The 25,970-nt window shown below is 56.9% G+C and carries 25 protein-coding genes and 3 pseudogenes; 14 read left to right on the plus strand and 14 right to left on the minus strand.

Annotated features, from left to right (window positions below; all coding sequences use genetic code 11):
• Positions 1–93: 93 nt before the first annotated feature.
• A complete protein-coding gene (gene hpxU, locus ABLV52_RS19165) occupies positions 94–933 on the minus strand; it encodes a MurR/RpiR family transcriptional regulator HpxU (RefSeq protein WP_023289756.1) in 840 nt (279 codons plus the stop codon).
• A 179-nt stretch (positions 934–1,112) separates the two neighbouring features.
• Here hpxU and hpxW point away from each other — a divergent pair, with 179 nt between their 5' ends.
• The 4 genes from hpxW to hpxZ are packed head-to-tail and all read left to right on the plus strand — an operon-like array spanning position 1,113 to position 4,672.
• Complete coding sequence (gene hpxW / locus ABLV52_RS19170; RefSeq protein WP_348890800.1) at positions 1,113–2,699, plus strand: oxamate amidohydrolase; 1,587 nt, start codon at positions 1,113–1,115, stop codon at positions 2,697–2,699.
• Between the two features lie 10 nt (positions 2,700–2,709).
• A complete protein-coding gene (hpxX, locus tag ABLV52_RS19175; protein ID WP_023289758.1) occupies positions 2,710–2,895 on the plus strand; it encodes an oxalurate catabolism protein HpxX in 186 nt (61 codons plus the stop codon).
• Positions 2,892–4,289: an AtzE family amidohydrolase gene (locus ABLV52_RS19180; RefSeq protein ID WP_121936043.1), complete on the plus strand. Its 1,398-nt coding sequence runs from the start codon at positions 2,892–2,894 to the stop codon at positions 4,287–4,289. The genes hpxX and ABLV52_RS19180 overlap by 4 nt, the downstream gene beginning before the upstream one ends.
• The gene (gene hpxZ / locus ABLV52_RS19185) at positions 4,286–4,672 is read left to right on the plus strand and encodes an oxalurate catabolism protein HpxZ (RefSeq protein WP_348890802.1); all 387 of its coding nucleotides are present in this window, start codon (positions 4,286–4,288) and stop codon (positions 4,670–4,672) included. The genes ABLV52_RS19180 and hpxZ overlap by 4 nt, the downstream gene beginning before the upstream one ends.
• Before the next feature lie 172 nt (positions 4,673–4,844).
• Here the strand turns inward: hpxZ and asd are convergent, their stop codons facing one another.
• The gene (gene asd / locus ABLV52_RS19190) at positions 4,845–5,963 is read right to left on the minus strand and encodes an aspartate-semialdehyde dehydrogenase (protein WP_044523352.1); all 1,119 of its coding nucleotides are present in this window, start codon (positions 5,961–5,963) and stop codon (positions 4,845–4,847) included.
• 323 nt (positions 5,964–6,286) lie between these two features.
• Here asd and ABLV52_RS19195 point away from each other — a divergent pair, with 323 nt between their 5' ends.
• The 3 genes and pseudogenes from ABLV52_RS19195 to fabF all read left to right on the plus strand — a co-directional run bounded on the left by ABLV52_RS19195 (position 6,287) and on the right by fabF (position 8,355).
• A complete protein-coding gene (locus tag ABLV52_RS19195) occupies positions 6,287–6,844 on the plus strand; it encodes a helix-turn-helix domain-containing protein (protein ID WP_049014063.1) in 558 nt (185 codons plus the stop codon).
• A gap of 41 nt (positions 6,845–6,885) precedes the next feature.
• A pseudogene (locus tag ABLV52_RS19200) lies at positions 6,886–7,061 on the plus strand (EmrB/QacA family drug resistance transporter); the annotation flags it as partial.
• A 19-nt stretch (positions 7,062–7,080) separates the two neighbouring features.
• Positions 7,081–8,355, plus strand: a complete 1,275-nt coding sequence (fabF, locus tag ABLV52_RS19205; protein WP_348890803.1) for a beta-ketoacyl-ACP synthase II — start codon at positions 7,081–7,083, stop codon at positions 8,353–8,355.
• A 261-nt stretch (positions 8,356–8,616) separates the two neighbouring features.
• On the opposite strand, the gene ABLV52_RS19210 is transcribed toward fabF, so the two are convergent.
• Together ABLV52_RS19210 and ABLV52_RS19215 are read right to left on the minus strand one after the other, a co-directional pair.
• Entirely contained in the window at positions 8,617–9,108 is a 492-nt protein-coding gene (locus ABLV52_RS19210) for a DMT family transporter (protein ID WP_072420149.1), read from the minus strand.
• A 9-nt stretch (positions 9,109–9,117) separates the two neighbouring features.
• Entirely contained in the window at positions 9,118–9,552 is a 435-nt protein-coding gene (locus tag ABLV52_RS19215) for a DMT family transporter (RefSeq protein WP_023289765.1), read from the minus strand.
• A gap of 99 nt (positions 9,553–9,651) precedes the next feature.
• Here ABLV52_RS19215 and ABLV52_RS19220 point away from each other — a divergent pair, with 99 nt between their 5' ends.
• Together ABLV52_RS19220 and ABLV52_RS19225 are read left to right on the plus strand one after the other, a co-directional pair.
• Positions 9,652–10,587 (plus strand): LysR family transcriptional regulator, encoded by a 936-nt coding sequence (locus tag ABLV52_RS19220; RefSeq protein WP_348890805.1) that lies wholly within the window; start codon positions 9,652–9,654, stop codon positions 10,585–10,587.
• 251 nt (positions 10,588–10,838) lie between these two features.
• A complete protein-coding gene (locus ABLV52_RS19225; protein ID WP_348890831.1) occupies positions 10,839–11,195 on the plus strand; it encodes an ASCH domain-containing protein in 357 nt (118 codons plus the stop codon).
• 502 nt (positions 11,196–11,697) lie between these two features.
• On the opposite strand, the gene ABLV52_RS19230 is transcribed toward ABLV52_RS19225, so the two are convergent.
• Positions 11,698–12,498 (minus strand): helix-turn-helix transcriptional regulator, encoded by an 801-nt coding sequence (locus tag ABLV52_RS19230; RefSeq protein WP_178944547.1) that lies wholly within the window; start codon positions 12,496–12,498, stop codon positions 11,698–11,700.
• Between the two features lie 92 nt (positions 12,499–12,590).
• On the opposite strand from ABLV52_RS19230, the gene ABLV52_RS19235 reads away from it, so the two are divergent.
• Positions 12,591–13,316 (plus strand): type 1 glutamine amidotransferase, encoded by a 726-nt coding sequence (locus tag ABLV52_RS19235; protein ID WP_348890807.1) that lies wholly within the window; start codon positions 12,591–12,593, stop codon positions 13,314–13,316.
• Between the two features lie 171 nt (positions 13,317–13,487).
• Here ABLV52_RS19235 and ABLV52_RS19240 read toward each other — a convergent pair whose 3' ends face one another.
• Positions 13,488–14,489 carry a LysR family transcriptional regulator gene (locus ABLV52_RS19240; RefSeq protein ID WP_348890809.1) on the minus strand — a complete coding sequence of 334 codons (1,002 nt, stop codon included), beginning with the start codon at positions 14,487–14,489 and terminating at the stop codon, positions 13,488–13,490.
• A gap of 98 nt (positions 14,490–14,587) precedes the next feature.
• On the opposite strand from ABLV52_RS19240, the gene ABLV52_RS19245 reads away from it, so the two are divergent.
• The 4 genes from ABLV52_RS19245 to ABLV52_RS19260 all read left to right on the plus strand — a co-directional run bounded on the left by ABLV52_RS19245 (position 14,588) and on the right by ABLV52_RS19260 (position 18,514).
• Positions 14,588–15,910 (plus strand): amidohydrolase family protein, encoded by a 1,323-nt coding sequence (locus tag ABLV52_RS19245; RefSeq protein WP_348890811.1) that lies wholly within the window; start codon positions 14,588–14,590, stop codon positions 15,908–15,910.
• A gap of 66 nt (positions 15,911–15,976) precedes the next feature.
• On the plus strand, positions 15,977–17,176 hold the full coding sequence (locus ABLV52_RS19250; protein WP_348890813.1) for an arabinose transporter: 1,200 nt from the start codon (positions 15,977–15,979) through the stop codon (positions 17,174–17,176).
• A gap of 55 nt (positions 17,177–17,231) precedes the next feature.
• Positions 17,232–18,002 carry an SDR family NAD(P)-dependent oxidoreductase gene (locus tag ABLV52_RS19255; RefSeq protein WP_335892328.1) on the plus strand — a complete coding sequence of 257 codons (771 nt, stop codon included), beginning with the start codon at positions 17,232–17,234 and terminating at the stop codon, positions 18,000–18,002.
• A gap of 164 nt (positions 18,003–18,166) precedes the next feature.
• Positions 18,167–18,514, plus strand: a complete 348-nt coding sequence (locus tag ABLV52_RS19260; protein WP_348890832.1) for an ASCH domain-containing protein — start codon at positions 18,167–18,169, stop codon at positions 18,512–18,514.
• 88 nt (positions 18,515–18,602) lie between these two features.
• Here ABLV52_RS19260 and ABLV52_RS19265 read toward each other — a convergent pair whose 3' ends face one another.
• The 8 genes and pseudogenes from ABLV52_RS19265 to ABLV52_RS19300 form a co-directional block, all read right to left on the minus strand.
• Complete coding sequence (locus ABLV52_RS19265; protein WP_348890815.1) at positions 18,603–19,880, minus strand: DUF2254 domain-containing protein; 1,278 nt, start codon at positions 19,878–19,880, stop codon at positions 18,603–18,605.
• Between the two features lie 62 nt (positions 19,881–19,942).
• Positions 19,943–21,940: a choline BCCT transporter BetT gene (betT, locus tag ABLV52_RS19270; protein ID WP_142793133.1), complete on the minus strand. Its 1,998-nt coding sequence runs from the start codon at positions 21,938–21,940 to the stop codon at positions 19,943–19,945.
• Between the two features lie 243 nt (positions 21,941–22,183).
• On the minus strand, positions 22,184–22,804 hold the full coding sequence (locus tag ABLV52_RS19275; RefSeq protein ID WP_085551109.1) for a histidine phosphatase family protein: 621 nt from the start codon (positions 22,802–22,804) through the stop codon (positions 22,184–22,186).
• A gap of 143 nt (positions 22,805–22,947) precedes the next feature.
• On the minus strand, positions 22,948–23,172 hold the full coding sequence (locus ABLV52_RS19280; RefSeq protein WP_102006076.1) for a hypothetical protein: 225 nt from the start codon (positions 23,170–23,172) through the stop codon (positions 22,948–22,950).
• A 204-nt stretch (positions 23,173–23,376) separates the two neighbouring features.
• Positions 23,377–23,451 (minus strand): annotated as a pseudogene (locus ABLV52_RS19285) (hypothetical protein); the annotation flags it as partial.
• Between the two features lie 90 nt (positions 23,452–23,541).
• Positions 23,542–24,441 (minus strand): allantoinase PuuE, encoded by a 900-nt coding sequence (puuE, locus tag ABLV52_RS19290; RefSeq protein WP_223171644.1) that lies wholly within the window; start codon positions 24,439–24,441, stop codon positions 23,542–23,544.
• Positions 24,365–25,230, minus strand: a pseudogene (gene hpxA / locus ABLV52_RS19295) (allantoin racemase). Before hpxA ends, puuE begins: the two are co-directional and overlap by 77 nt.
• A complete protein-coding gene (locus tag ABLV52_RS19300; protein WP_348890818.1) occupies positions 25,230–25,946 on the minus strand; it encodes a GntR family transcriptional regulator in 717 nt (238 codons plus the stop codon). Before ABLV52_RS19300 ends, hpxA begins: the two are co-directional and overlap by 1 nt.
• Between the last annotated feature and the right edge of the window lie 24 nt (positions 25,947–25,970).

The raw sequence follows: 25,970 nt of genomic DNA on the forward strand, positions 1-25,970 counted from the left end.
CAGGGAGTAAGGAGCAGAAGAGTAAAAATCGACGGCGCCAGAACGCGGAATCAAATGCACCATATTGATGCACAGCACCACGCTGGCGCCCCATCAGCGTTGTTCCAGCTCGTCCAGTTGCTGATAAAGCGTAGCGATATCGTGGATCCGCGGACGACCGCTGTCGAGCGTTTCATGCAGAAAGGCATTGGCCAGCAGATTGATCAGACTGTTGACCGAGGCATAGCTGTCGTAAGCCGAGACGCTGTCCAGCGGCGCGCAGAGCTGCCAGCGGGAGAGCGGGAACAGGCTGTGGGCCTGCGGCTCGCACATTAACAGAACCGGCACCCCGTCGCGCTGCAGCTGCTGCAGCAGCGGGCGCACGATCCGCGGCCGCCGGCGAAACGCCATCATCACCACCAGGTCATCGGCGGTCAGGTCGACCAGCTCTTCGCTGAGGCTCTGCCCCGGCTGGGGCAGCACCAGCACCTGCCCGCGAGCCTGCAGCAGCTGCTGGCGCAGGTGTAGCGCCGCCGGATAGGCATTGCGCATGCCAATCACCACAATGCGGCGCGCGGCCACCATCGCCGTCAGCGCCTCGGCGAACTGGTGAGCGTCAAGGGCATTGACCCATTGGGTGAGGTTCGCCATCTCCTGCTTATAATGACGCGCCAGCAGCGTGTTACCCTGCACCGCGTCGCGCTGGTCGGTCAGCGGCATTCCGCTCTGGCGCAGGGTGCGCAGTTCATCGCGCATGTCCTTATATTTGTCATAGCCGAGGCGCTTGAACAGCCGGCTGACGGTGGCTTTCGACACGCCGCTCAGCTGCGCCAGCTCGGCGCTGTTGTAGCTTATCAGGTCATCAAAGTGGTCAAAGATGAAATCCGCCACCCGCTGCTCCTGCGGCGACAGCGAGGCATATTGCCCTTTCAGTCGTTCATCGAGTTGTTGCATAGCGCCCCTGTAACTTTCGTTTCATCATCCATCCCTCATCATACTGTATCTGCTATGCCTTACACATAGCGTGCCAGCGGGAAAATTCCGGTCATTGTTTTTATCAATGAAACGAAACGTTCAGAGATGGAACAGCTTTTGCAGTGTTCTGCGGGTGATTCGTTCAGAAAGGATAATTTATGCACAGTAGCAACGTTTCGACCCACGGCATGGCGGTCGCTCCTCACCACCTCGCCAGCCAGAGCGCGCTGGCCATCCTGCGCGAGGGCGGCAGCGCCATTGAAGCGATGGTGGCTGCCGCCGCGGCCATCGCCGTCGTCTATCCGCACATGAACGGCCTGGGCGGGGATGGTTTCTGGCTGATCGTGCCTCCCGAGGGGGATCCCATCGCCATTGACGCCAGCGGTGCGGCCGGCTCGCTGGCCACCCTCGAGGCCTATGCCGGTCAGCGGCATATCCCCCACCGGGGGCCGCAGGCTGCGCTGACCGTCGCCGGCACCGTCAGCGGCTGGGACGAGGCGCTGCGAATTTCACGGGACTTAACCGGCCGCGCGCTGCCGGTGGTGCGCCTGCTGGCCGATGCTATCGGTTATGCCGAAGACGGCATTCCGGTCACCGCCTCGCAGGCCCACGCCACCGCCAGCAAACTGGAAGAGCTGCGCCATCAGCCGGGCTTCAGCGAAACCTGGCTGGTATCGGGCGAGGCCCCGCGGCCCGGCAGCCGCTTTCGCCAGCCCGCCCTCGCCGGTACCCTGCGCATGCTGGCCAGCGACGGTCTCGACAGTTTCTATCGCGGCCCGCTGGCCGAACGTCTCGCCCAGGGGATGGCCGCGCTGGGGATGCCCGTCACCCTCGGCGACCTGCAGGCCCACCGCGCCCGGCGCCCGGCGCCGCTGAGCCTTCAGCACCGGCAGGGCACGCTGTGGAACCTCGCCCCGCCGACGCAGGGGCTGGTGTCGCTGGCGATCCTTGGCATCACTGACCGTCTGAACATGGCCGACGCCGACGAGGCGCAAACGGTGCATCGCATCGTCGAAGCCACCAAGCGGGCGTTTGCCCTGCGCGATGCGCATATCACCGATCCGCGCCATCTGGATGTCGACGTTCAGCAACTGCTGACTCCGGAGGCGCTGCAGCCGCTGGCCGACAGCATCGACGACGCCAGCGCTTCGCCCTGGGGCGGCGGCAAAGGTCCGGGCGATACCGTCTGGATGGGCGTCGTGGATAACAGCGGCCTTGCGGTGTCATTCATTCAGAGCATCTATCACGAGTTTGGCAGCGGCGTGGTGATCCCGGACACCGGGATCGTCTGGCAAAACCGCGGGGCGGCCTTCAGCCTCGATCCGCAGCATCTTCTGGCGCTGGCGCCAGGCAAACAGCCGTTCCATACCCTCAACCCCGCCGCGGCGCGCCTGAACGATGGCCGGGTGATGGTCTATGGCTCGATGGGCGGCGACGGTCAGCCGCAGACCCAGGCGGCGCTGTTTACCCGCTATATCCTGCAGGGGGCGCCGCTGCAGGAGAGCATCTCCCGGCCGCGCTGGCTGCTGGGCCGCACCTGGGGCCAGTCCTCGGATTCACTGAAGCTGGAGGGACGCTTTGCCCCCGCCTGCATCGCTCGCCTGCGCGAGCTGGGGCACGAGGTGGAAGTGCTGGCCGATTTCAGCGAGGCGATGGGCCACGCCGGGGCCATTGTCCGCCATCCCAACGGCCTGCTTGAAGGGGCTACCGATCCACGCAGCAACGGCGCCGCCGCCGGATACTAAGGAGCAGACCATGACCACACAGCCAGACTGGAGCGAGTATCTGACGCAGATGACCCACCTGTTGCGCCTGGAGCTGGATGCGCCGCGCCGTGAGGAGCTGGAGCGCCAGTTTGCCCGCATCGCCGCCATGGCGCAGCCGCTGATGGACTATCCCCTCGGGCCGCGCGACGACATTGCGGGGGTGTATAAAGCATGACACTTCACCATTTCACCATCGCCGAGATCCAGCGTGCGCTGCACGAGGGCGAACTGAGCGCCCGGGAGATCGCCCGTCAGACGCTGGACGATATCGCCCGCGTGAATCCGCAGATCAACGCCTGGACCGAGGTCACCGCCCAGCGCATGCTGGCGGAGGCCGACAGCATCGACGCCCTGCGCCGGGAAAAGCGCCCCCTGCCGCCGCTGGCGGGCATTCCCTACGCGGTGAAAAATCTGTTTGATGTCGCCGGGCACACCACCCTCGCCGGCGCGGAACTGCTGAGCGACCGGCCGCCGGCAGCCAGCGACAGCTGGGCGGTGCGCCAGCTGCACAGCGCCGGCGCCCTGCTCAGCGGGATGCTCAATATGGACGCCTACGCCTACGGCTTCACCACCGAAAACAGCCACTATGGCGCGACGCATAACCCGCACGATCTGTCGCGGATCGCCGGCGGATCTTCCGGCGGTTCGGCCGCGGCGGTGGCGGCCGGGCTGGTCCATTTCAGCCTCGGCAGCGATACCAACGGCTCGATCCGCGTCCCCGCGTCGCTGTGCGGGATCTTTGGCCTGAAACCCACTTTCGGCCGCCTCTCCCGCTCCGGCAGCCATCCGTTTGTCCCCAGTCTGGATCATATTGGTCCCTTTGCCCGCCGGGTGGCCGACCTCGCCGCGGTGTATGACGCCCTGCAGGGGCGCGACCCGGCCGATGACTTTCAGGCCGATAAAGCCAGCGAGCGCACCGGCAACCTGCTGGAGCGCGGGCTGGAGGGTCTGCGCTGCGCGCGGCTGGGGGGCTATTTCACCACCTGGTGCGATGACGACGCCCGGGCGGCCGTGGATCGGGTCGCCCACGCGCTGGGCGCCGACAGCGAGCTGCAGTTCGCGGATGCCGCCCTGGCCCGCTCGGCGGCCTTTATTATCAGCGCCAGCGAAGGCGGCAATCAGTATCTGCCGGATCTTCGCCACTCGCCCGAGCGCTTTGAGCCTCACTCCCGCGAGCGGCTGCTGGCCGGGGCGATGATCCCCTCCGCATGGTATCTGCAGGCCCAGCGCTTCCGCCGCCATGCCCGTCAGGCGATGAAATCCCTGTTCAGTCAGGCCGATGTGCTGATCGCCCCGGCCACCCCATGCAGCGCCACGCCGATTGGCGCCGAGGAGATGGTGATTAACGGCCAGCCGCTGCCGGTGCGCGCCAGCATGGGAATGCTGACGCAGCCGATCTCCTTCCTCGGGCTGCCGGTGGCGACCGTGCCCCTGCGTACCGCCAGCGGCAAGCCGATTGGCCTGCAGCTGATTGCCGCGCCGTTTAACGAACAAGCCTGTCTTCGCGCCGCGCGGGCGCTGGAAGCGATGGGCATTACCGATGCCCGAGTGGCGGAGAGTGCAGCATGATCAATCTGGATAATATAGACCGCCCGGCGATCCTCGCCGAGGTGACGGCGGCGTTTTATCAGTATGAAGAGGCGCTGGTCAGCAATAACATCGAGGCGCTGGATGCGCTGTTCTGGCACGATCCGCGTACCGTGCGGCTGGGGGCCGGTGAAAATCTGTATGGCATCGAGGCGATCCGCGCCTTTCGCGCCGCCCGCCCCGCCGCCGGTCTGGCCCGCGACCTGCGCCATACCACCATCACCACCTTTGGCGCGGACATGGCGGTGTGCAGCACCGAGTTCACCCGCGAAGGCTGCGCCCGCCCTGGCCGCCAGCAGCAGACGTGGGTGCGCTTTCCCTATGGCTGGCGGATTGTCGCCGCCCATGTCAGTCTGATGGACTGAGGGGAACAATACCGATTATGGCCAGGTGGATACCGTCTCCACTGGCCATTCCCGAACCGGTAAAAATGGAGTTATTGACGATGGTCAGGATAATTGAGGGCTGCTGAATCAGCAGATAGTCTTGCGCTGAAAAGGTCATTTCTGCCGCAGGCCTGTCAGGCAGCACCAGTCATTACACTTTGCCAAGCAGGATATTTAACATACGGCGCAAGGGTTCCGCCGCGCCCCATAACAGCTGATCGCCCACCGTCAACACCGAGTAGATCGGCTCATTATTTAGCGACATTTTCTTGTAGCGGCCAATACCCACCTGCAGCGAACCGCTAATAGCAGCCGGGGTCAGTTTACTGACACTCTCTGGCTTATTATTGGGGATATAGTTTACCCACGGATGGGAATGGGTCACTAACTCTGCGAATTCCGTTTCGCTGACCTCACGTTTAAGTTTAAGGGTAATGGCAGCGCTGTGGCAGCGGATCACGCCGACCCGAATACATAAACCATTAACCGGGATGGTGCCGGGCGCAAGGCCAAGTATTTTATTGGTTTCCGCCTCACCCTTCCATTCTTCGCGGCTATTTCCATCGCCTAAATCGCTGTCGATCCATGGAATAATGCTGCCCATCAGCGGGACGCCAAAATTCTCCACCGGCATGCCGGCGCTATTAATCAGCTCACTCACTTTATTAACTAAAGGCAGCACGGAACCTGATGCCGCCAGTTCATCAGCGGACAAATGCTGGCTGATATACGCGCTTTGCGCGATCAATTCCCGCACCTGTTTAGCGCCCGCCCCGGAGGCAGACTGATAGGTCATGACGCTCATCCATTCGATCAGATCAGCCTTGATCAGCCCGGCCAGCCCCATCAGGCTCAGCGTAATGGAGCAGTTGCCGCCGACAAACAGTTTCACTCCCGCTTTCACCGCACGATCGATATTATCGCGGTTGACCGGGTCGAGAATAATGCAGGCGTTCTCATCCATTCGCAGCGCCGAAGCGGCGTCGATCCAGTACCCTTGCCAGCCCGAGTGAATTAACGCCGGATAGATGGCTTTGGTATAATCCCCGCCCTGACAGGTTATAATAATATCCATTTCGGCGAGGGCGCTCAGGGAATTCGCATCTTTCAGCCTGTCGCTTTTACCATTAATAACCGGGCCCGCGGCACCCGCACTGGAGGTACTAAAAAAATGCGCTGAAATATCGTCGAAATCATTCTCTTCGATCATTCGCTGCAACAATACTGAGCCAACCATGCCCCGCCAGCCAACAATACCCACCTGCTTCATTTATTTAACCTTAAAAAGTTATGAGAATATTAATTTGTGTTCGCCATACCTTATATCGTATCCCCCAATAAAGGTCATTACCCACCACATCGATTTCTATGATTATTAAAATGTTTCATCTGCCATCAGCGGTTTTTATCTCTTATTACGGTAAAGCAGAAATAAGCAAGCGGCGGAGACTGTCCCGCTTTCAGCATTCAAAGGAAGAAATGACGTAGCGGAACGCGAGCGGCTGCTCCCCTGACGGTTATCAATAGTAACTTGCATTTTGATAGTGACTATGTCAATTTGCTGGCAACAGCCACCTGCTCCCTGAACCGCCCATGAAAAATGAACCGCTTTGCCACGCTCCCTGCCCCATCGCCCGTAGCCTGGGCCGCATCGGCGACAGCTGGAGCATCATGATCCTGCGCGACGCCTTTGCGGGCTTTACCCGCTTCGACGAATTTCAGAAAAGCAGCAACGTCGCGCCTAATATTCTGTCGCGCCGCCTGAAGGCGCTGGTCGACGACGGGCTGCTGGAGAAGGTCTGCTATAGCAGCACGCCGCCGCGCTACGAATACCACCTCACCCCGCGCGGCCGCGATTTCCGCATGGTGCTGCTGGCGCTGGCGGAATGGGGTAATCGCCACTTCGCCCCCGAAGGCCGTCAGATGCAGCTGGTGGAAACCGCCACCCAGCGACGGGTGGAGCCAGTCATGGTGGATAAAGCGACCGGGGAAGAGATTATTCCGGGTAAATACGCCATGGTGCCGGGCCCCGCCGCCTCGCCGCTGATGCAATATCGTCATGAATATCTGCTGCGCAAACGCGAAGGCGATAACGGGCAAAAATTCCAGCCTGAACCCTACAGAGATGCCGGCAATGAATCCGGCCAGTAAGAAAAGCGTCGTCGTTCTGGCGGCCATCTGAATAACGCCAGGATTTTGTTCAGCGCAGCGCGGCAAACTTCGCCACGCGGGGATCTCGCCGGATGCCGCGCTGGCGCAGCGGGAGGCGCGAACCCAGGCATTTTCCGATGCGTTCTACCTCATCATGATTGGTTTTTTGCCTGCCGCGCAGCTGGTTCCCTTGATGAAAAAGCCGCCGGCACACTGATACTACAGGAGAGTTAACTATGGGCGTTTCCGTTAAACGCATTGTCGTCACCGGGATGGGGATTGTCAGCCCGCTGGGCTGCGGCGTACAGCACGTCTGGCAGTCGCTGCTGGCAGGAAAATCAGGGATTACCCGGCTCAGCGAGCAGCTGGTCGCGGATATTCCCTGCAAAGTGGCCGGCCAGGTGCCGTCCATTGAAAGCGATCCGCTGCACGGCTTCGACCCGCTGGCGACCATCCCGGCGAAAGAGCGCAAAAAGATGGATCGTTTTATCGAGTTTGCGCTGGTCGCCGCGCGTGAAGCGCTGACTCAGGCCGGTTGGTCGCCGGCATCTGCGGCCGAACAGGAACGCACCGCCACGGTGATCGCCACCGGGATCGGCGGGTTCAGCGAGATCGCCAATGCGGTACATACCACCGACGAGCGCGGGCCGCGTCGCCTCTCCCCGTTCACCATTCCCTCTTTTCTGGCCAACCTGGCCGCCGGGCATGTGTCTATCGCTCACGGTTTCCGGGGCCCCATCGGCGCGCCGGTCACCGCCTGCGCGGCGGGCGCCCAGGCCATTGGCGATGCGGCGCGGATGATCCGCAGCTGCGAGGCGGATATCGCCCTCTGCGGCGGCGCGGAAGCGGCAATACATCGCGTTAGCCTTGCCGGGTTCGCCGCGGCAAGGGCGCTCTCCAGCGCCTCCAGCGACCAGCCGGAAGCCGCTTCCCGCCCCTTTGACCGCGACCGCGATGGATTTGTGATGGGAGAAGGCGCGGGGCTTATCGTGATTGAGTCGCTGGAGCACGCGCTGGCGCGCGGCGCCACGCCGCTGGCCGAGCTGGTGGGCTACGGCACCAGCGCAGATGCTTATCACCTGACCGCGGGCCCGGAAGACGGTAACGGCGCGCGTCGGGCCATGGAAACCGCCCTTCGCCAGGCCGGAGTGACCGCTGAAGAGGTTGACCATATTAACGCCCACGCCACCTCGACCCAGGTCGGCGATAAAGGCGAGCTGGCGGCGATTAAAACGCTGTTTGGCGCCCATCCCGTCGCCATTACCTCGACGAAATCCGCCACCGGCCATCTGTTAGGCGCGGCAGGCGGGATTGAGGCCATCTTCACCATTCAGGCGCTGCGTGACCAGGTAGTGCCGCCGACGCTGAACCTGCATCACCCCGATGAAGAGGCGGCCGGTCTTAACCTGGTGGCGCTGGAGGCCCGCCCGCAGAAGATGCGCTATGCGCTGTCGAACGGTTTTGGCTTTGGCGGGGTTAATGCCAGCCTGCTGCTGAAACGCTGGGAATAATCGTCAACTCCCCCGCCGGCGCGGGCTGGCGAGGGAGCTCCACCCGGACTGCCTACGCTGTCGCTGGTATCACTTGTCCACCTGGCTCCTGTGTTCTCTGCTGAAGCTGAAAAATTCGCTACCACCGCTGAAGCCGGGTGAGCGGCCCCTTTCTCTTAAGGTCAAAAAATGGGAGCCACTGACGCGTTGCTGCGAAAACGGGTGCGTTGGGGTTATGGCGTCCTGTAGACCAAAACCGATGTTAATGACGAAGACCTGAGCTTATGTGTTAGCGTTTTCCTGCTGCCTGGGGGGTGTCGCCGTTGCGGCTTTTGACCTGCTGCTGGCGTAAATGAAGAACAGCGCGATACCCAGGCAGACAATGGCGCCGATTCGGCTCAGCGAGAATGGAATCGACGCATTGCCCAGCCAGCCGAAGTTATCGATCAGCATGCTCATGGTTAACTGGCCAAAAATGACGGCGACCGTAGCCACTGCAGCGCCAATACGCTGGACGGCCAGTACCATAATGACGATATACGGTACGCCAAACATTGCGCCCAGCAGCTGCCATTTAGGCACGTCCATCAGCGTCAGGGGGTGTTTGGGTTCGAAGAAGAAGATCAGCAATCCCGTCACCAGCGCGCCGACAGAAAATGTCAGGAACGCGCTTTTGAATACGCCGACCTTGCTGCCCAGCTGGCCATTGATAGCCGCCTGGATACTCAGCATGGCGCCACCGGCGACGGCGAGCAGAATCATGATAATTGTCATAACGTTACTTTACCCCTGGGCAACCATAACCAGCGCTGCAATGATAAAAATCAGCGCAATGATACGCTTACTGTCAATTTTCCGGCGCGACGTACCGAGCAGGCCGAAGTGATCAATCATCAGGCTCTTGAACACCTGGCCTGCCAGAATGCCGATCATCGTCATGGCGATGCCGATTGCCGGCGTTACCACGGTGAGGATGATGACGTAGATCGGCCCAAGCACGCCGCCAAGCAGCTGCCACGCTGGTTGCGCAAAGAATGACGGGCTATTGCGCGGGCTGAAAAAAAGCATCAGCAGAAAGGTCAGCGCCGCACCCACGCCGAATATGCTGAAGGTAGCCCAGAGGTCACCGACCTCCCCACCCAGTGGCCCGAGCAATCCTGCCTCTATGGACAGTCCCATGCCTCCGGCAATGACGATAAAAATCAATATGAGTTGCATAGCAATCAGTCTCCCAAAGTCCAGGCGGAGAAGATTACGACTTAACATGGATGAGAAAAATGCCATAATGAGATAAACACCTGTGCAGGATATGCATTAATGAATGAGCTTGGGAACATCAGTATTCGCGCCCTGCTGATTTTTATTGACGTTTATGAGACGCAGAATTTCTCTGTGGTAGCTCGGCGGGAAGGGATATCTGCCTCTCAGGTTTCGCGCGTCATCCATCAGATGGAGGATGTGCTCGGGCAGCAGCTTTTTTATCGCAATACCCGCGCGATAATCCCGACGGAAAGCGGCCATCTTTTTATCCGCTATGCGCGAGCCATGACTGGCAGCATGGAGGAGGCGCGGCGGGAACTCAACGAGAGAACCCTTGAGCCTTCCGGAATGGTGCGCATAAACGCACCGGTGTTCTTCGGACAGCGCCATGTCGCCCCCGCGTTACCCGGCCTGACGGCGCGATATCCGAAGCTCAGCATTGAGCTTACCCTGACTGATGATTACATCGATCCGCACCGCGAGCCGGCTGACGTAATTTTCCGCATTGGCGTGCTGACGGATTCCGCATTTCATGCGCGCGTGTTTGGCCAGCAGTTCTATCATCTTGCCGCGTCACCGGATTACATACGCCGGCACGGCATGTTGGGATCACCCGAAGAGCTGGCGCGGCATAAATGCCTGGTCTATCGCGGTTCCTCAGGCCCAAACCAATGGCTGCTGCGCTGGCACGGAGAAGAATGGGTGCACTACCCCGTCTCGCCCCTGATGTCATCGAATAATGCTGAAACTCTGCTGATTGCCGCGCTCGGGGGAATGGGGATTGTGCTGTTTCCTGACTGGCTGATTGGAGACCGGCTGAAGCGCGGCGAGCTTGTCGAACTGCTGCCGGAGCTGGATACGTCCATAAAAACGGAGCCACAGCATATCGCAGCAATCTATCCGAATGCCCGCCACCCTCCTCTGAACGTTCGGGCGATTATCGATTACTACCTGGACGCGTTCGGTTCACCGCTTTACTGGCAGTCTGAATAAGACAGGCGATGTTATTGCTCGTCCTGAAGTTAATTTCCGTTTCTGGCACAGAGCCAACGAGTTAAATGCCCTTGAGGTCCGTTTTGAGCGAAGACCGGACCACACTATCTAAAGAAAGATATCGCTGATAATGTTGGGACCGCTCAGGTTAAAAAAGGTATAACTTTCTTTTCATTGACGATAACGAAGGAATTTTCATGGTTGAAGTTGAGGAAATAAAAAGGAAATATCCAGGCGCAGGGGCCTGGCAAATGGGTGACAGTCCGGAACTGGCAAGCGAGCTTGCGGAGCTGATTAAAAAAGGGATCAAAACGGCTTCTTGCGGATCTTTTGCCTCTTATCAGCAGGAAGAGTCTGCCCCGAAGATTGGGGATTATAACATTATTCTTGATGGCCAGAATGTTCCAGTTTGCGTGATCAGACTGGTTTCGATGCAGCTGGTGCGTTTTTGTGATGTGACTGAAGCGTTCGCCCGCAAAGAGGGTGAAGGCGATTTAAGCCTTGAATACTGGCAGAAAGAGCATCAGCGTTTTTTCATTCGTGAAGGTCATTTTTCTGAGGATATGGAGTTGATCGCAGAAGAGTTTGAAGTGGTTGAGGTGCTGTGAGACAAGGTTAACGGGCTGACGTTTTATCAATCGCCTTTGATAACAATATTCGATGCTGGCGCGGAGCGGAAAAGCTATCGAGCAAAAGGTCTGCAGTGTGCGAGGGACAAACGGTCAAAAGGAGTTAGAAAAAGCCCCCTTTCATAAACAGAGGGCCACTTGGTTCGCTTATTTCACGGTTTCAATTTTCGGCGGCTGCCAGGTCCCGTCCAGAATCGACTGCTCACCCCAATAAGCGCGAATATACAGTGATAACTTACCGTCCGGTGCCGGCAGCCAGTTATTCACCTTATCTTCTGCTGGGCGCTTTTTGCTCACCACCGCGCTGGCAGGCGCAGGCCAGGCCGCCCGTGCACAGGATTACAGGGGTAAATATCATTCTCTTCCCCAGGGATTTCACGGTGATTCTGTTCCTCGCAGATGGCTCCCCTGCCATCCCCTCTTTGTCGGGCAAAATATCCGATCGGCAGCGATGAGCAAAAAGCGGATATGGTTTCCCGGTTTAAGGCACAAAATCGCGCGGCGTTGAATCAAGAATGGAACGAAAAGCAGCGGTAAATGCCGCCGGGCATGAGAAACCAAGCTGGTAAGCGACCTGTTTGATTGGAACGCCGTTCGCGAGAAGATCCAACGACGCATAAATTCTGGCTCTCTGCTTCCATGTTCGAAAACTAAAGCCTGTATCCTTCATAAACAATCGGGAAAAGGTCCGTTCCGACATGGCCGACATAAAAGCCAGCTCGCTCAGCGATGCTTCCCAGCGCTGATTGACCAGTAGCGATCTGGCCGCGCTAAATAATCGCTCATCATTCGGCATGGGTAGCGCCATCGTTAAAGGTGGCGCCTCGCTGAGAATTTCCAGAAGCAACAACGCTATCTTCCGTTGAATCGGTCTGGCGTAGTCCTCACTGAACAGCCCTGCGATAAGTTCTTTGACTAACGACGTAGCCGTGATCACATGCACCTGATGACTCTTCGTAAAGCTCATACATTCTGCGATAAGGCTACTGCTGAAATAGATCGCCCTGAGATCGGTTTGTGAAAGCAGATGGTAACTATGGATATGCAGAGGCGGTAGCCATAATGCCCGCTGAGGAGGGATCACCCAACGGTCACTCTCTGTTTGCACCAGCATCACCCCTCTGGTGGCGAAGAGTAGCTGCCCCTCAACATGATGATGGGGAGGATCTACCTCACCGCGTTGATAGCTTATCGCAGTACTGGACCAGCCTGTGGCTTCATCATGTCTTGGCGCTTTATCTATACTACCTGGCATTTCAGATTTAGCCCCTGCATTTATCATATCGAAACTGGAACCACCCGGAGTAGAGCCTTAGGCAATGGGTGCGTGACTTATCATTCTGATCGTCAAAGATATTACAGGAGCTTAACCTCATGCGTGTACACTTTATCGTACATGAAAGTTTTGAAGCCCCGGGCGCATATGAAACCTGGGCAATAAACCAAGGTCATGATGTAACTTACTCACGCGTCTATGCAGGCGATCGGCTACCTGCTGACGTCGAAGGCATCGATTTTCTTATCGTGATGGGCGGTCCGCAAGATCCGGACACAACGCTTGAAGCGTGCCCGCACTTTAATGCTAAAGCGGAACAGGCGCTGATTGCTTCCGCGGTTAAAACCGGTAAGGCGGTGATCGGTATCTGCCTGGGTTCACAGCTCATTGGTGAAGCTCTGGGCGCGCCGTTCTCTCATAGCCCGGAAAAAGAGATTGGTAAATTCCCGATCACATTGACCGAAGACGGCAGAAAGGATGAGATGTTCTCTCACTTTGGGAAAACACTGGAAGTGGGTCACTGGCATAACGATATGCCAGGCTTGACGCCGGAGGCCAAAATTATCGCTTACAGCGAAGGCTGTCCCCGGCAGATCGTTGCCTATTCAGACCGCGTCTTTGGTTTCCAGTGCCATATGGAGCTCACATTGGACGTTGTAGAACGGCTGATCGCCCATTCTGAGCAAGACCTGAGCCGTGCAGCAGACTACCGTTTCGTTGACACGCCTGCAGCGCTCCGGGCGCACGATTACAGTGAAATGAATCAAGCGCTTTTTGGCTTTCTGGATAAGCTGGAAGCACGTTACAACGCCGCTCAAGCATAATGTCATGCCCGGTGAGCTTGCCATCGGGTTGAGATTGTCATGTCCGCTCCTGGCACAGAGCGGACGAACTAACTGATTTGAAGGTCCGCTATGAGCGAGGAGCGGACCTTCAATCTCCCGACACTTCGGCTAAATAGCTTTCTTCCCCGAAGCAGACTGAATATATGCTTGTCATCGCTGTGCGCTGGGCTGGAACTCTTCAAAATCGTCACTGATTTCAGTGCAAAAATTCAAAAAGGCCTCGACAGCCGCTGGTGCCAGACGACGCGATGGGCGGGCAACGTACAGTGGATAGGTTTCATCCGGCCATTCCGGAAACAGTTCTGTGAGCTTCCCGTCTGCTATCAGGTGCGCGACACTCAGTGATAACACCTGCGCAATACCGGTGCCGCTCACGCAGGCCTGCACCATAAGATCGACATCAGTAGTGATCAGATGCCCCTGTGTCTCTACAGACAGCCATTCCCGACCGCGCCGAAATTCCCAACTGAACGGTTTACCGCTGCGCGGATCAATATATTGAATGCATTCATGCCTGGTAAGATCCTGGGGATTCTGTGGTCTTCCGTGCTGTGCCAGATAAGCCGGCGCGGCTACCGTCAGCACGCGCGTATTCAGCAGCAGCTTTGATGTGATGGTAGAGGGAGGTTGCGGCCCAAAGCGCACTGCGACATCGATCCCCTCCGTCACCAGATCGCCGACATCGGGTTGCTGCACCACCGTCAGTTTCAGATCCGGATGACGCTGGCGTAACAGCGGCAATTTGGGTGCCAGAATGTAACGAGCAAAGATGGGATTCACGCTAACGCGCAATGCACCACGCACCGCCACGGCAGCACCAGAAACATAGCTTGCCGCTACTTCAATGCCTTCCAGATGCGGCGCAGCGCGCTCATATAAAACCCTGCCTTCGCTGGTGAGGTTCAGGGTGCGCGTGGTGCGGTTCAGCAGACGTACACCGAGCCGTGCTTCAAGCCGATCAATAGATCGGCTTACGCCGGAAGCTGAAAGTCCCAGTATCTCGCCAGCGCGGCTGAAACTACCAGCCTCGACGACAGCTGCCAACACACTTAGCCCCGAGAGAAGTCGTCCGTCAAAACTCATAAGCACCCATCTTTGATTTTTAGCAAAAATAATTTGAATAAAACTACCTTTATCAAAGATGGTGCGCAACCTATTGTGTCGTCCACATCGTTGCGACTCGCAGTTTACCTGGTTCAGGCCGGGTAATTCCGCAACGAACGGCCCCCCTTAATTCTGAGGAATACGACATGACAACAAAGCGCACTCTTTTCAAAGGCGGCATTATCCTTACGCTGGATGCCGATGTTCCTAATCTTGACGTCGGCGATGTCCTTGTCGAGGACGATCGGATCGCGGCTGTTGGTCCGGCTCTGCAGGCGGATGACGCTGAGGTGATTGATGCCACTCATCATATTGTTATGCCAGGACTGATTGATGCTCATCATCACATGTGGCTGGGTGTCATGCGTCGCATGATGCCAGATGTGGACGATCTGTTTGCTTACATTGATGTTGTCGCTGAAAAACTGGGTGCCCACTATCGGCCGCTGGACATGTTTCTGAGTACCAGACTGACCGCGGCCGCCTGTCTGGACGCCGGTATCACTACCGTTATTGATGCCTGCCACAACGCGCGCAGCCCGGCCCACACTGATGCCGCGCTGGATGCCCTGCAGGAGAGCGGTATTCGCGCATTACACATGGTGGGTGCGGCGATGGACAAGCAAGCCTCAGCCGCGCATCTGCCGGGCGATCTGCCGCGGCTGGCGCAGCGCTGGAATACCCCGGAAAGCCGGGTACGCGTGGGCCTGTTCGGGCAACTTAATCTGGACTGGTGGCAGGTCGCGCGTGATCTCGACATGCGGATTCTGACGGAATTCATCGGCGATCTGGCGAAGCTCGGCCCGGAATTTGCCAAACCGGGTGTGCTGGGTACGCACAATATATTTAACCACTGTTCTCGGGTTCCGCATGAGACATGGCAGCTACTGGCCGAAGCAGGTGTTAACGTCACCGTTAATCCGCGTTCAGATGCGCTGTTTGGCTTCGACGATGAGAGCTTCGCCTATCAGAAGGCCGTTAATTATGGTCTGACGCCAGCGCTGGGCATTGATCTGGATACCGCGTTTGGCAGCGATATGTTCGGAGAAATGCATGCGCTGTTTGGACAACAGCGCTCAGCGATGCGCTACCGGCGCTTCCGTGGCGAAGAGAGTGTACCAGCACCTATTACGGTCGCAGCGGTACTGAAGGCGGCAACCGTCAATGGCGCCCGCGCGGCCGGACTGGAGGATCAGATTGGCACCCTTACGCCAGGTAAGCAGGCTGACATCATCATGGTACGCACCAGCGGCGTCGCCGTCTTCCCGGTCACGAATGTAACCGGAACGGTGGTGCAGGCGATTGAACGCGCGGATGTGGACACGGTAATGGTGGCGGGACAGTTACGTAAGCGCGCGGGCCAGCTGATTGACGTGGATCTGGCCGCACTGGAGGCGGATACCACAGCGTCTCTTGATTTCCTGCTCAAAGCCAGCGGCTGGCATGTCGATCGCTTCACCGCAGCCTGATGACAGAGCGGCCCGTCGCAGCGGGCCGTATCACACTTATACGCCTTTCTCGCACAGGAGATTTCCATGCCAGATCTCGCTATAAAGCGAAGCATGCAGGAAAACAACCCGCCCGCGCTGCTTCCCCGCCCGGCTTCGGGCGTTATCGCCGCACTGTTCTTTGGCTATCTGGCGGTTGGCCTGCCATTGCCGGTGATTCCGTTATTCATACATGGTCACCTCGGTTTCAGTAACCTCGTCGTGGGACTGGTGATCGGCATTCAGTTTCTGGCCACCGTGCTCACCCGTGGCTATGCCGGACGGGTAACCGACCAGCTGGGCGGCAAGCGTTCTGCACTGCAGGGGGCACTGCTTTCGGCGCTGGCGGGTGGGTTGTATCTGACCGCTTCCGCGTCAGATCTATCGCCCACCGCCAGCCTCGGCATCGTCATTGCCGGTCGTCTGATGGCTGGCTTTGGCGAAAGCCAGTTCGTCACGGGGTGTGTCTCCTGGTCGATTGCTTCGGTTGGCCCACAGCGGGCCGGAATGTCGATGTCATGGACCGGCGTTGCCATGTTCGCAGCCCTGTCAATTGGCGCGCCGGTTGGCATGGCGCTGTATCAGCATTACAGCCTCGCGGTAGCCATGATGGCCTGCATTGCTGCACCGGTCCTGGCTGCGCTGATCGCGCTGGGCTCTTCTGCTTATTTGTCGCCGGGAGGCACACGATTGCCATTTTATCAGGTGATCGGACGTATCTGGCGCGAAGGGCTGGGGCTGATGCTGCAGGGTGTCGGCTTATCCGGACTCACCGCTTTTGCCTCGCTGTACTTTGCGGCACACCACTGGCAGAACGCCGGTCTGGTCATGACAGCCTTTGGACTCGGGTTTATTTTCGTTCGCCTTGTCTTCGGCCATCTGCCCGATCGGATGGGAGGCTATCGCGTGGCAATCTGGTCGCTGACGGTTGAAGCCATCGGCCAGGCCATGTTGTGGCTGGGCACAAATGAATGGACGGCGCTTGCCGGTGCGCTGGTGACCGGACTGGGCTGTGCGCTGGTTTTCCCGGCGCTGGGTGTCGAAGCACTCCGGCGGGTGCCACCGGCCAATCGTGGTAGTGCGATGGGCGCCTTCGTCGCTTTTCTTGATATCGCCTATGGCCTCTCTGGCCCGGCTGCGGGGTTTATCGCTGGCCATTACAGTTATGCCGCCGTTTATCTCTCTGGCACGCTGTGTGCACTGCTGGGTGCGCTGCTCGCGAGTGTCTCCCGCCGCGCCCAATTCTGAATATCACGCAGTGCCGTCAGTCGTGTCTGGCGGCGCACTACTCTGGAGAAGTTCTATGTCTCGTATTTTTATTTCCGGCTCGTCCACCGGCCTGGGTCTGATGACGGCTGAACTGCTGGTTCAGCAGGGGCATGACGTTGTGCTGCACGCGCGTAATAGCAGCCGTGCAGAAGATGCCCGGCGCGCTTTACCGCAGGCCGAAGCGGTCGTCGTCGGCGACCTCGAAACGATTGCGGGGGCGAAGGAAACCGCATCACGCGTTAACGATCTCGGGCATTTCGATGCGGTGATCCATAACGCCGCAGTGGGCTATCGTGAAGCCAGTCGTGTCACCCGGGACGGGCTGCCGCATGTGTTCGCAATTAATACGCTTTCCGCTTACATACTAACCGCATTGATCGCGCGTCCGCAGCACCTCGTCTATCTGAGTTCTGGTATGCATCATCATGTCGGAGCCTGTCTGGACGATATTCTCTGGCGCAAGCGGCCCTGGAATGGCGCCGACGCCTACGCTGAGAGTAAATTGCATGACGCGATGCTGGCGTTTGCCGTGGCGCGTCGCTGGCGGGACGTGCACGTCAACGCTCTGGAGCCCGGCTGGGTGCCCACCAGAATGGGCGGCCCGGGTGCGCCCGATGATATGGACCAGGCGCATCTGACTCAGGCCTGGCTTGCCGCCAGTGATGATCCGCAGGCAAAGGTAACAGGTAAATATTTCTACCACCTCAAGCGCATGACCGCGAATCCACAGGCCAATGATGTTGCACTGCAGGATCGGCTGCTTCATATCTGTGCTGAGCTTTCAGGTGTCATGTTGCCGGAGTAAGAAGGAAAATTTAACCACCGTTAGTAGAGGACATATCATTGGCTGTCTGATTCCCGACGGTTCTTTGGCCGGCTGTAATTAATCGTACAGCCGGTTAATAAAGCACTTCATCCTTCAATTATCTACTTTGAGCGATTGGTACTTAACCGAATTGTGAACCCTTGATGTTCACTCTGCGCAAACAACTGGTTCTAAGTGGGATTAAAACAGCAACCTGCTGTTCGAAAATTTCTTTTCAGCGTGAATATGAACGAGGCGAAGCTCCCTGCGCTGGAAGTGACAATATCATTCTCGACGGAACAGGACAGCCAATGTGCGTGATTCAGACTGTCAGGTTGCAGGTCATTCGCTTTTGTGAAATGACAAGCGAACTCGCCAGCAAAGAAGGTCAAGGTGATTTAAGTCTGGAGTACTGGAAGGAAGGACACAAACGTTATTTTGAGCCTGAAGGCACTTATTCTGAGGAAATGGAACTTGTCTTTGAGGAGTTTGAGCTTAGCGAGATTTTGTAAAAGTCCGCCCCTGGCACAAAGCAGACGCCCATTCTCACGCGAATGCTTTGCCCTTTACTTGCCAACAACCGAATCGCTTGCTCCGCAACTATGTTTTTTTATTAGAATCTTCGCCACCAAATAAATTATAATAAATTGATTTTATTAGACATCTGTCAGAATCTATATGGTCAGCACGTGTTGCATGTTCTAATGTTTCAAAAGCTAAATTATGCGCGGCCTCAGAAAATATCCCAGGCCAACCCTTACTCAGCATAGACAGTCCTTTAAGGACTCTTATCTGAATCTCTCTCATACTGGCACCATCGCGCGCGACAGGTGAGAAAAAGTCTTCCAGTAGATCGTTATTCTGAAGTGGTGCAACATGAACTGAAGGATATTTCACTTCTATTTCATCAGATTTATTCTGCGCGTAAGTGGAAAGTATACGAACACCTCTGCCAATGACATCAATGGCGGTTCCAGGATCGTTCACTGCGGGGGAAAGGGCCCGGCAGGCTATTTCGGCCATGACGCTAAGACAAAATCGGGGATCCTGAGCAAATGAACGTACATCCGACACAATAATCGCCTCAAGTAAATCGGCGCTGATTGATGACTCCTGGCCTTGACTTAGGTACAAAACGGGCATGGATGGATGTATGAAACTGCCTGGCTGCGCCACGAGGTATACATGACGGGGATCATTGGTCAGCAGCTTGCTAAGTTGCACCATATCAATATATTCAACATAGCCAATCTTCTTCGGATAAACTGCAACCGTTCCTTTCGGCTGTTCATTGTTCTCAAGCCATGGATATCCGCCGAGAAAGGGATTTCTTGCTCTCGCAATAAATGATTCGATGGCCGCCTGTTCTACTTTTGCCGTTGTCTCACCTACCCTCCCCAGCGAGGTCAAATGCTGTATCCAGCGAAGTAATGTGATGAGGATTAAGGCAATGACAACCAGTGTGACAATGAATAAAATGACTCTCCCCCTTTCTCCATAAGCTCCCATATTGAGGGCAATAATCCCTACCAGACTGAAGAGAAAAGAACCGATGAAGGTGGCCAGTACATTTTGTGTGGTTACGTCTTCAACAACTAAACGCGTAGCTCTGGGAGTCACATTAGTAGTGGCTGAACCGTAGGCTGTGACCATGATACTCAACGAAAAAGTGGTCACTGCCAGCATACTCGATGCCAGTATGTTCAGAATGTTATCGACTGCTTCCGCACCAACCTTCACGGAAACCGACTCAGGTATCATTGATTTAAAAAGAATTGATAAAAGGGCCGTTATTATCGCGACAATGGCGAATAACGTTGCCCTGAACCATAGCTTTTTAAATGTCTGCTTCAGAATCCATTTCCAGCGTGAAATCATTCTGCATTCCTCATATTGCGGCCGGGATAAATAATTGCCGCCCCCAGGACGGCATGTTGCTATTAACGAACCAGGTGCAGGAAGTGCAGATGTTTTTCGTACTGGTCCAGTATGTCATTAATCAGCTGTTCCTGGTTCCAGCCCATCACATCATAATTTTGACCGCCTTCTTTGAGATAAACCTCAGCGCGATAATATCTATGTTGTTCAGTCTGCTGCTCATTATTATCCATCGCGGCGAGCGCGAAGGTCGGTGAGCTATACCCGCGAAGCCTCACTTCATATATAAAATTCAGCTCGTTACCCAAATCGACTTCAAGACGAATACGATCCTCGACTGTGTCACTGATGTGGCTTATCGTCCCCTGCTTGTTCAGCTCTTCCTGAACCAGCGTCATGGCGGGCTGGATGACGTCGTCCATAAAACGTTTCACAAGAGATCGCTTCGGCAGATACGCGATATTGCGTAACCTTCTCTGCCAGGGAATTGGGTTACGTGCAGCCGTAGGAGCAATTGTCGCCATACTCAGGCTTTCACGCTTGGTCAAATCCCGGCGCAAAGCTTTTAAAAGTCCGTATATGGATATCAGTAAGATCACTGAGAAAGGCAATGCACTCGCTATTGTCACTGTTTGCAGCGCACTTAGCCCTCCGGCAAGGAGAAGCGCAATTGCGACAATGCCCATGAGCGATGCCCAAAATATTCGCTGCCAGACGGGTGTGTTTGCCACTCCACCTGATGCCAGAGAATCAACAACCATTGCCCCCGAATCAGCAGACGTGACAAAGAAGACGATGACCATCGCCATTGCGATGAATGACAGCACGGAAGAGAACGGGAAATGCTCGAGGAAATTAAACAGGGCCAGCGCCACATCCTGCTGAACAGTATTGGCGAGGTCTGTGGCCCCCTGGTTCATAATGAGATAGATCGCGCTGTTACCAAACACCGTCATCCACATTAGCGTAAAACCCGCGGGAACAAACAGCACGCCGGTGACAAACTCGCGAATGGTTCGCCCGCGGGAGACCCGGGCGATGAACATCCCCACAAACGGCGACCATGAAAGCCACCATCCCCAGTACAGTAATGTCCAGCCCCCCAGCCAGTTGCTCGACTTAGGCTCATACGCGTAAAGGTTGAACGTTTTACTCACCAGTTCCGAAAGATAACCGCCCGTATTTTCCACAAATGACTTCAGCAGAAGCACGGTTGGTCCCAGACACAGAACCAGCGCCAGGAGCAACAACGCCAGACCCAGATTGAGCTCAGACAGGATACGTATTCCCTTATCCAGGCCGGACACCACTGAAATCGTCGCTAACCCCGTGATGAGCACGATCAGAATGACCTGCACCGTTTCATTGATGGGCACCCCGAAAAGATGGTTCAAACCGGCATTCACCTGCAAAACACCGTAACCCAGCGATGTCGCGACGCCAAAGACCGTGCCTATAACAGCGAAAATATCAACCGCATGGCCTACAGGCCCGTATATGCGATCGCCAATAATGGGATAGAGTGCGGAGCGCAGAGTTAAAGGCAGACCGTGACGGTAACTGAAGAACGCCAGAATCAGCGCCACAATGGCATAAATTGCCCATGCGTGCAGTCCCCAGTGGAAGAAGGTCAGACGCATTGCTTCCTTGGCTGCCGCAACGGTTTCTGGCGTGCCAACGGGAGGCGAAAGATAATGCATTACAGGTTCGGCAACGCCAAAGAACATCAGGCCGATCCCCATCCCTGCCGAAAAAAGCATCGCAAACCAGGAGTGGTAGCTGAAATCAGGCTGCGCATGGTCCGGGCCCAGCTTGATATCACCGTAGCGTGAGAGTCCAAGGAAGGTGACACTTAGTAAAATCAGGGCCACAGCAAGGATGTAGAACCAGCTGGCATTCGTGAAGATTTGTTGCTGTAGTAGTTTAAAATTTTTGTCGGCGACATCCGGGAATACGGCGGCAAAGGCGACAAGAAGGAAAATTAGCAAAGCAGATGTAAAGAATACCGCTTTGTTAATCTGGCTTGTAGACTTCTTCGGGGTTGTATCATTATCACTCATAATCATTTATTCCATTAATTAAATCCGCACTGGATAGACGGCACTACCTTTCACAGAGTAGCAAAGTTCAACTGGCTATGCGGCGTTAATCGGAACGCATGGTGTAATAAGTGCCGATACAAATCATCCTGTATTCTAAGGGGTTCCTGGTTACTCAGCCTGCCGCTTCGTGGGGCATTTATTTGTATCAAAGCTGGGATATACGTGAAGTGAAGTATATTAATTTGGGGTAAGTCAGACTGTTCAATCCAGGTGACGTAAATGTGTCGCGATCCCCCATCTAAGGGCGGTACACCTTCCATTAACCAACTCGAAAACGGAGTAACTCGCGTTGGGTTGCGCATACCTGTGAAAATCATCCACAGCTCCGCTTGTTAGCATCGCAAGCACGCCCTGAATGACCTGCCCGTGAGAGACAAGACATATTGTTCGATGATGATGTTTTTTTTCCAGATTGGATAAAAAATGCATAATTCGCTGCGAAGCATGTGAGAGAGACTCCCCCCCTGGCGGACAATACTCTGCATCAAGGTTGAATAACGCTTCTGCGGCGTCTGGATTATTCTGCAGGAGCTCTACGCTTGTCATGCCCTCAAACTGACCAAAAGCCTGTTCTTTCAGAGCTGGTTCAGCTATCAGTGAACAATAAAAACTCTCCGCCAGGCGCTGTCCCATTTGCCAGGCCCGGCCAAGCGGAGAAGCGTAAACACATTCTACCCGGTAATTACTCGCTGCAAACGCCGCCAGTAAGGCTGATGTTTGACGCTCCCCCCGAAGCGTCAATGCGCTATCATTGTGTCCCTGAATACTACCTTTTACATTCCATTCTGTTTCTGCGTGTCGAACCAGTATCACTTGCATCATTGAAAGGTCACGTATGCTGTTGTTGGAAATCTTACAAACTAAAAACACCCCGTTTATATGCAGGCAAGTTCTTAGCTCTCGGCGAAAAACAGGAACACGTGTCGCTGAGAAGAGTTATGTTCAGCCGCCCCTGCCGGCGGCCGCTATCTCAGTAAAACCTGAATCAGCTGCACGACGATATACACTCCCGCTACCGCCTGTATGATCCGAAACCCCCATCTCAGATAGCGCCATTGATGGCGTTCGCTGGCATCAGCGGCTTCAATCGCGGGATCATAACGTTTTCTTTTCCTGGTTCTGAATGTATCGAATCCCCACAGGATGAGAAGAAAGATGATGATGACTTTTTCAACGATAAGATGGTTCACAAAGAGAGACTCCGGTCTTCTCACGGTTACAGACAGAATAGAGAAACCGCCTGGAGGCAGCCACCACTAAATGTAGGGGTACCTGAAGACGCAAGCCAGGCATTCCAGGATTGTCTGTCTTATGACTGCGTTAACGCATAGCAACGCCATAAAAGTGACATTCATTTCCGACCCATGCTGCAGGGAGCCCTCTTCCCCGGAGCATCAAGCTGGGTGATAAAACGATGGCGGCTGCCCGGTCACGCGGCGGAACAGGGTGGTGAAAGAGGACGCAGATTCATCACGTCGTCTTTCAGGTTTTATCGGTGCGAGAGCCGCGTTCGGGCGATGCCCTCTCCCTGGGGAGAGGGCCTGATGAGTGGCAGCAAGCTACCCGCGATACGGATGGACCTCGCGCCAGTGGTCGGCGATCTGCTGCCGGGTGCAGACCCATACCTTGTCGTGCTGCTGGATATAGTCAAGGAAACGCTGCAGCGCGCGGAAACGGCCCGGACGCCCCAGCAGCCGGCAGTGCATCCCCACGGACATCATCTTCGGCGCGGTTTCCCCCTCGGCGTACAGCACGTCAAAGCTGTCTTTCAGGTAGGTATAAAACTGCTCCGCGGTGTTGAACCCCTGGGCGGTGGCAAAGCGCATGTCGTTGGCGTCGAGGGTGTAAGGCACGATCAGGTGCGGTCGGCGGCTGCCGTCGCTGCAGGCCACTTCGCTCCAGAAAGGTAAATCATCGCCGTAATAATCGCTGTCGTAGTCAAAGCCGCCGTGCTCCACCACCAGCTGGCGGGTGTTGGGGCTATCGCGGCCGGTATACCAGCCGGTGGGCGGCTTGCCGAACAGATCGGTCAGCACCTGCACCGCTTTGTGCAGATGCTCGCGCTCCTCGGCGATATCCATGTGCTGATAGTGGATCCAGCGCCAGCCGTGGCTGACCACATCGTAATCCGCGGCCTTGATTGCCGCCACAATCTCCGGATGCCGCGCCAGCGCCATCGCCACGCCGAAGACCGTCAGCGGCAGCCCGCGCTGGCTAAACTCGCGATGGATGCGCCAGAACCCGGCCCGACTGCCGTATTCATAGAGAGAGTCCATCGACATATGGCGCGCCGGGTAGCTGGCGGCGCCGATAATATCGGACAGGAACTGTTCCGAACCCGCATCGCCATGCAGGACGTGGTTCTCAGCGCCTTCCTCATAGTTAAGGACGAACTGCACCGCGATCCGCGCCCCGCCCGGCCAGCGCGCGTGCGGCGGCTGCCCTGCATAACCTCGCAGATCGCGAGGATAGTTTTCCTGGTTCTCAACCATCACCTGCCCCTTTTAAAATGGATTTAACGACTGAAACTGTCCGCTTAACGCTTTTTTCTCCGGGAACGCTAAGTCCCCGTGCTTGCTGGTCGCCAGCCCCAGCGCGACCAGCGACTCGACCATCTTCACCGCCGCGCTGACGCCGTCGATCACCGGCACCCGCAGCTCGCGGGTCAGCTCCTGCGCCAGCGTCGCCATCCCGCCGCAGCCAAGGACAATCGCCCCGCTGCCATCCTCGTTCAGCGCGCGGATGCAGCGCTCACGCACTTTCTCCTGCGCCAGGCCGCTGCCGTCTTCCAGCGCCAGCACCGGTAAATCAATGGCGTGCAGCGCCGCGCAGTGTTGATGAAAGCCGTACTGGTGCAGCAAATGGCGGGCGATGATCAGCGTGCGCGGCAGCGTGGTCACAATGGAGAACCGGGTGGCGACCATCGTCGCCATGTGCATCGCCGCTTCCGCAATGCCGATCACCGGCCCCTGAGCCAGCTCGCGCGCCGCCAGCAGCCCCGGGTCGCCGAAGCAGGCGATCACATGCCCATCCACTCCCTGCTCGCGTCCGGCCCTGATCTGCTCCAGCACGCCGACCGCCGCGATGGCTTCGTCAAAGTGGCCCTCTATTGACGGCACGCCGGCGCGGGGACAGACCGCAAGGATCTCGGTGCCCGGCGCGGCGACCGCACGCGCGGCGGCGCCTATCGTTTCGGTCATCGCCAGGCTGGTGTTGGGGTTGATCACTTGTATACAAACGGAAGACATCACGACTCCTTGTGGCCGGCGAACAGCCGGGAAAAATCGGGCAGACTGACGCCATCGCGCTCGAAGCACAGGCTGGCGACAATATGATCAAAATGGTGCATCAGCGCCTCGCTAAGCGGCTGCAGGGCTTTATCCCGCAGCAAACCGACCAGCAGCTGGTGATCGTCGCAACGGCAGCCTTGGCGCCAGGGTGCGCCCCAGGCGGCAATCACTAACGAGGAGCGCTGGCTGAGGCGGGTCACCATCTCGGTGAGCACCGGGTTGCCGGAGATAGCCTGCAGCTGAATATGAAAGTCAGCGGAGTGGCGGATCGCCGCCGGGCCGTCGTGCGCCTCATGGGCCTGCTGTTCACGCTGGATAATGTTCTCCAGCGCCGCCAGATGCGGCGGCTGACAGCGCGCGATCACATCGGGCAGATTAGCGACCTCAAGCAGCGCCCGGGTACGAAAGATCGCCTGGGATTCTTCCACGCTCGGGCTGGTGACGTGTGCACCACGTTTGGGCGTTAACGTGACCAGTTGCACAGCGGCGAGTCGTTGCAGCACCTTTCTGATGCCGGTGCGGCTCACGGCGAACACTTCCGCCAGCGCCTCTTCCGGCAGTTTACTGCCCGGCGGCAGCTGATGTTCGACGATAGCCGTCATCAGCGCCTGGTAAATGCTTTCGTCCTTATCCTGCAGCGCTGGCGCGGCCTGGAGACGATGTTCATTATTCATTAACCCACTCCGGTTTCACTTATC

Source organism: Klebsiella sp. GB_Kp056, assembly GCF_040064755.1.
GTDB classification, from domain to species: Bacteria; Pseudomonadota; Gammaproteobacteria; order Enterobacterales; family Enterobacteriaceae; genus Klebsiella; species Klebsiella quasipneumoniae.

Coding starts and splice junctions, on each gene's coding strand:
- ABLV52_RS19210 (WP_072420149.1), bottom strand. CDS start 9,108: ATGACAATTATCATGATTCTGCTCGCCGTCGCCGGTGGCGCCATGCTG.
- ABLV52_RS19225 (WP_348890831.1), top strand. CDS start 10,839: ATGGGTGACAGTCCGGAACTGGCAAGCGAGCTTGCGGAGCTGATTAAA.
- hpxX (WP_023289758.1), top strand. CDS start 2,710: ATGACCACACAGCCAGACTGGAGCGAGTATCTGACGCAGATGACCCAC.
- ABLV52_RS19230 (WP_178944547.1), bottom strand. CDS start 12,498: ATGATAAATGCAGGGGCTAAATCTGAAATGCCAGGTAGTATAGATAAA.
- ABLV52_RS19180 (WP_121936043.1), top strand. CDS start 2,892: ATGACACTTCACCATTTCACCATCGCCGAGATCCAGCGTGCGCTGCAC.
- ABLV52_RS19265 (WP_348890815.1), bottom strand. CDS start 19,880: ATGATTTCACGCTGGAAATGGATTCTGAAGCAGACATTTAAAAAGCTA.
- hpxU (WP_023289756.1), bottom strand. CDS start 933: ATGCAACAACTCGATGAACGACTGAAAGGGCAATATGCCTCGCTGTCG.
- asd (WP_044523352.1), bottom strand. CDS start 5,963: ATGAAGCAGGTGGGTATTGTTGGCTGGCGGGGCATGGTTGGCTCAGTA.
- fabF (WP_348890803.1), top strand. CDS start 7,081: ATGGGCGTTTCCGTTAAACGCATTGTCGTCACCGGGATGGGGATTGTC.
- ABLV52_RS19260 (WP_348890832.1), top strand. CDS start 18,167: ATGTTCACTCTGCGCAAACAACTGGTTCTAAGTGGGATTAAAACAGCA.
- ABLV52_RS19300 (WP_348890818.1), bottom strand. CDS start 25,946: ATGAATAATGAACATCGTCTCCAGGCCGCGCCAGCGCTGCAGGATAAG.
- ABLV52_RS19245 (WP_348890811.1), top strand. CDS start 14,588: ATGACAACAAAGCGCACTCTTTTCAAAGGCGGCATTATCCTTACGCTG.
- betT (WP_142793133.1), bottom strand. CDS start 21,940: ATGAGTGATAATGATACAACCCCGAAGAAGTCTACAAGCCAGATTAAC.
- ABLV52_RS19195 (WP_049014063.1), top strand. CDS start 6,287: ATGAAAAATGAACCGCTTTGCCACGCTCCCTGCCCCATCGCCCGTAGC.
- ABLV52_RS19250 (WP_348890813.1), top strand. CDS start 15,977: ATGCCAGATCTCGCTATAAAGCGAAGCATGCAGGAAAACAACCCGCCC.
- ABLV52_RS19255 (WP_335892328.1), top strand. CDS start 17,232: ATGTCTCGTATTTTTATTTCCGGCTCGTCCACCGGCCTGGGTCTGATG.
- ABLV52_RS19215 (WP_023289765.1), bottom strand. CDS start 9,552: ATGCAACTCATATTGATTTTTATCGTCATTGCCGGAGGCATGGGACTG.
- ABLV52_RS19220 (WP_348890805.1), top strand. CDS start 9,652: ATGAATGAGCTTGGGAACATCAGTATTCGCGCCCTGCTGATTTTTATT.
- ABLV52_RS19275 (WP_085551109.1), bottom strand. CDS start 22,804: ATGATGCAAGTGATACTGGTTCGACACGCAGAAACAGAATGGAATGTA.
- hpxZ (WP_348890802.1), top strand. CDS start 4,286: ATGATCAATCTGGATAATATAGACCGCCCGGCGATCCTCGCCGAGGTG.
- ABLV52_RS19235 (WP_348890807.1), top strand. CDS start 12,591: ATGCGTGTACACTTTATCGTACATGAAAGTTTTGAAGCCCCGGGCGCA.
- hpxW (WP_348890800.1), top strand. CDS start 1,113: ATGCACAGTAGCAACGTTTCGACCCACGGCATGGCGGTCGCTCCTCAC.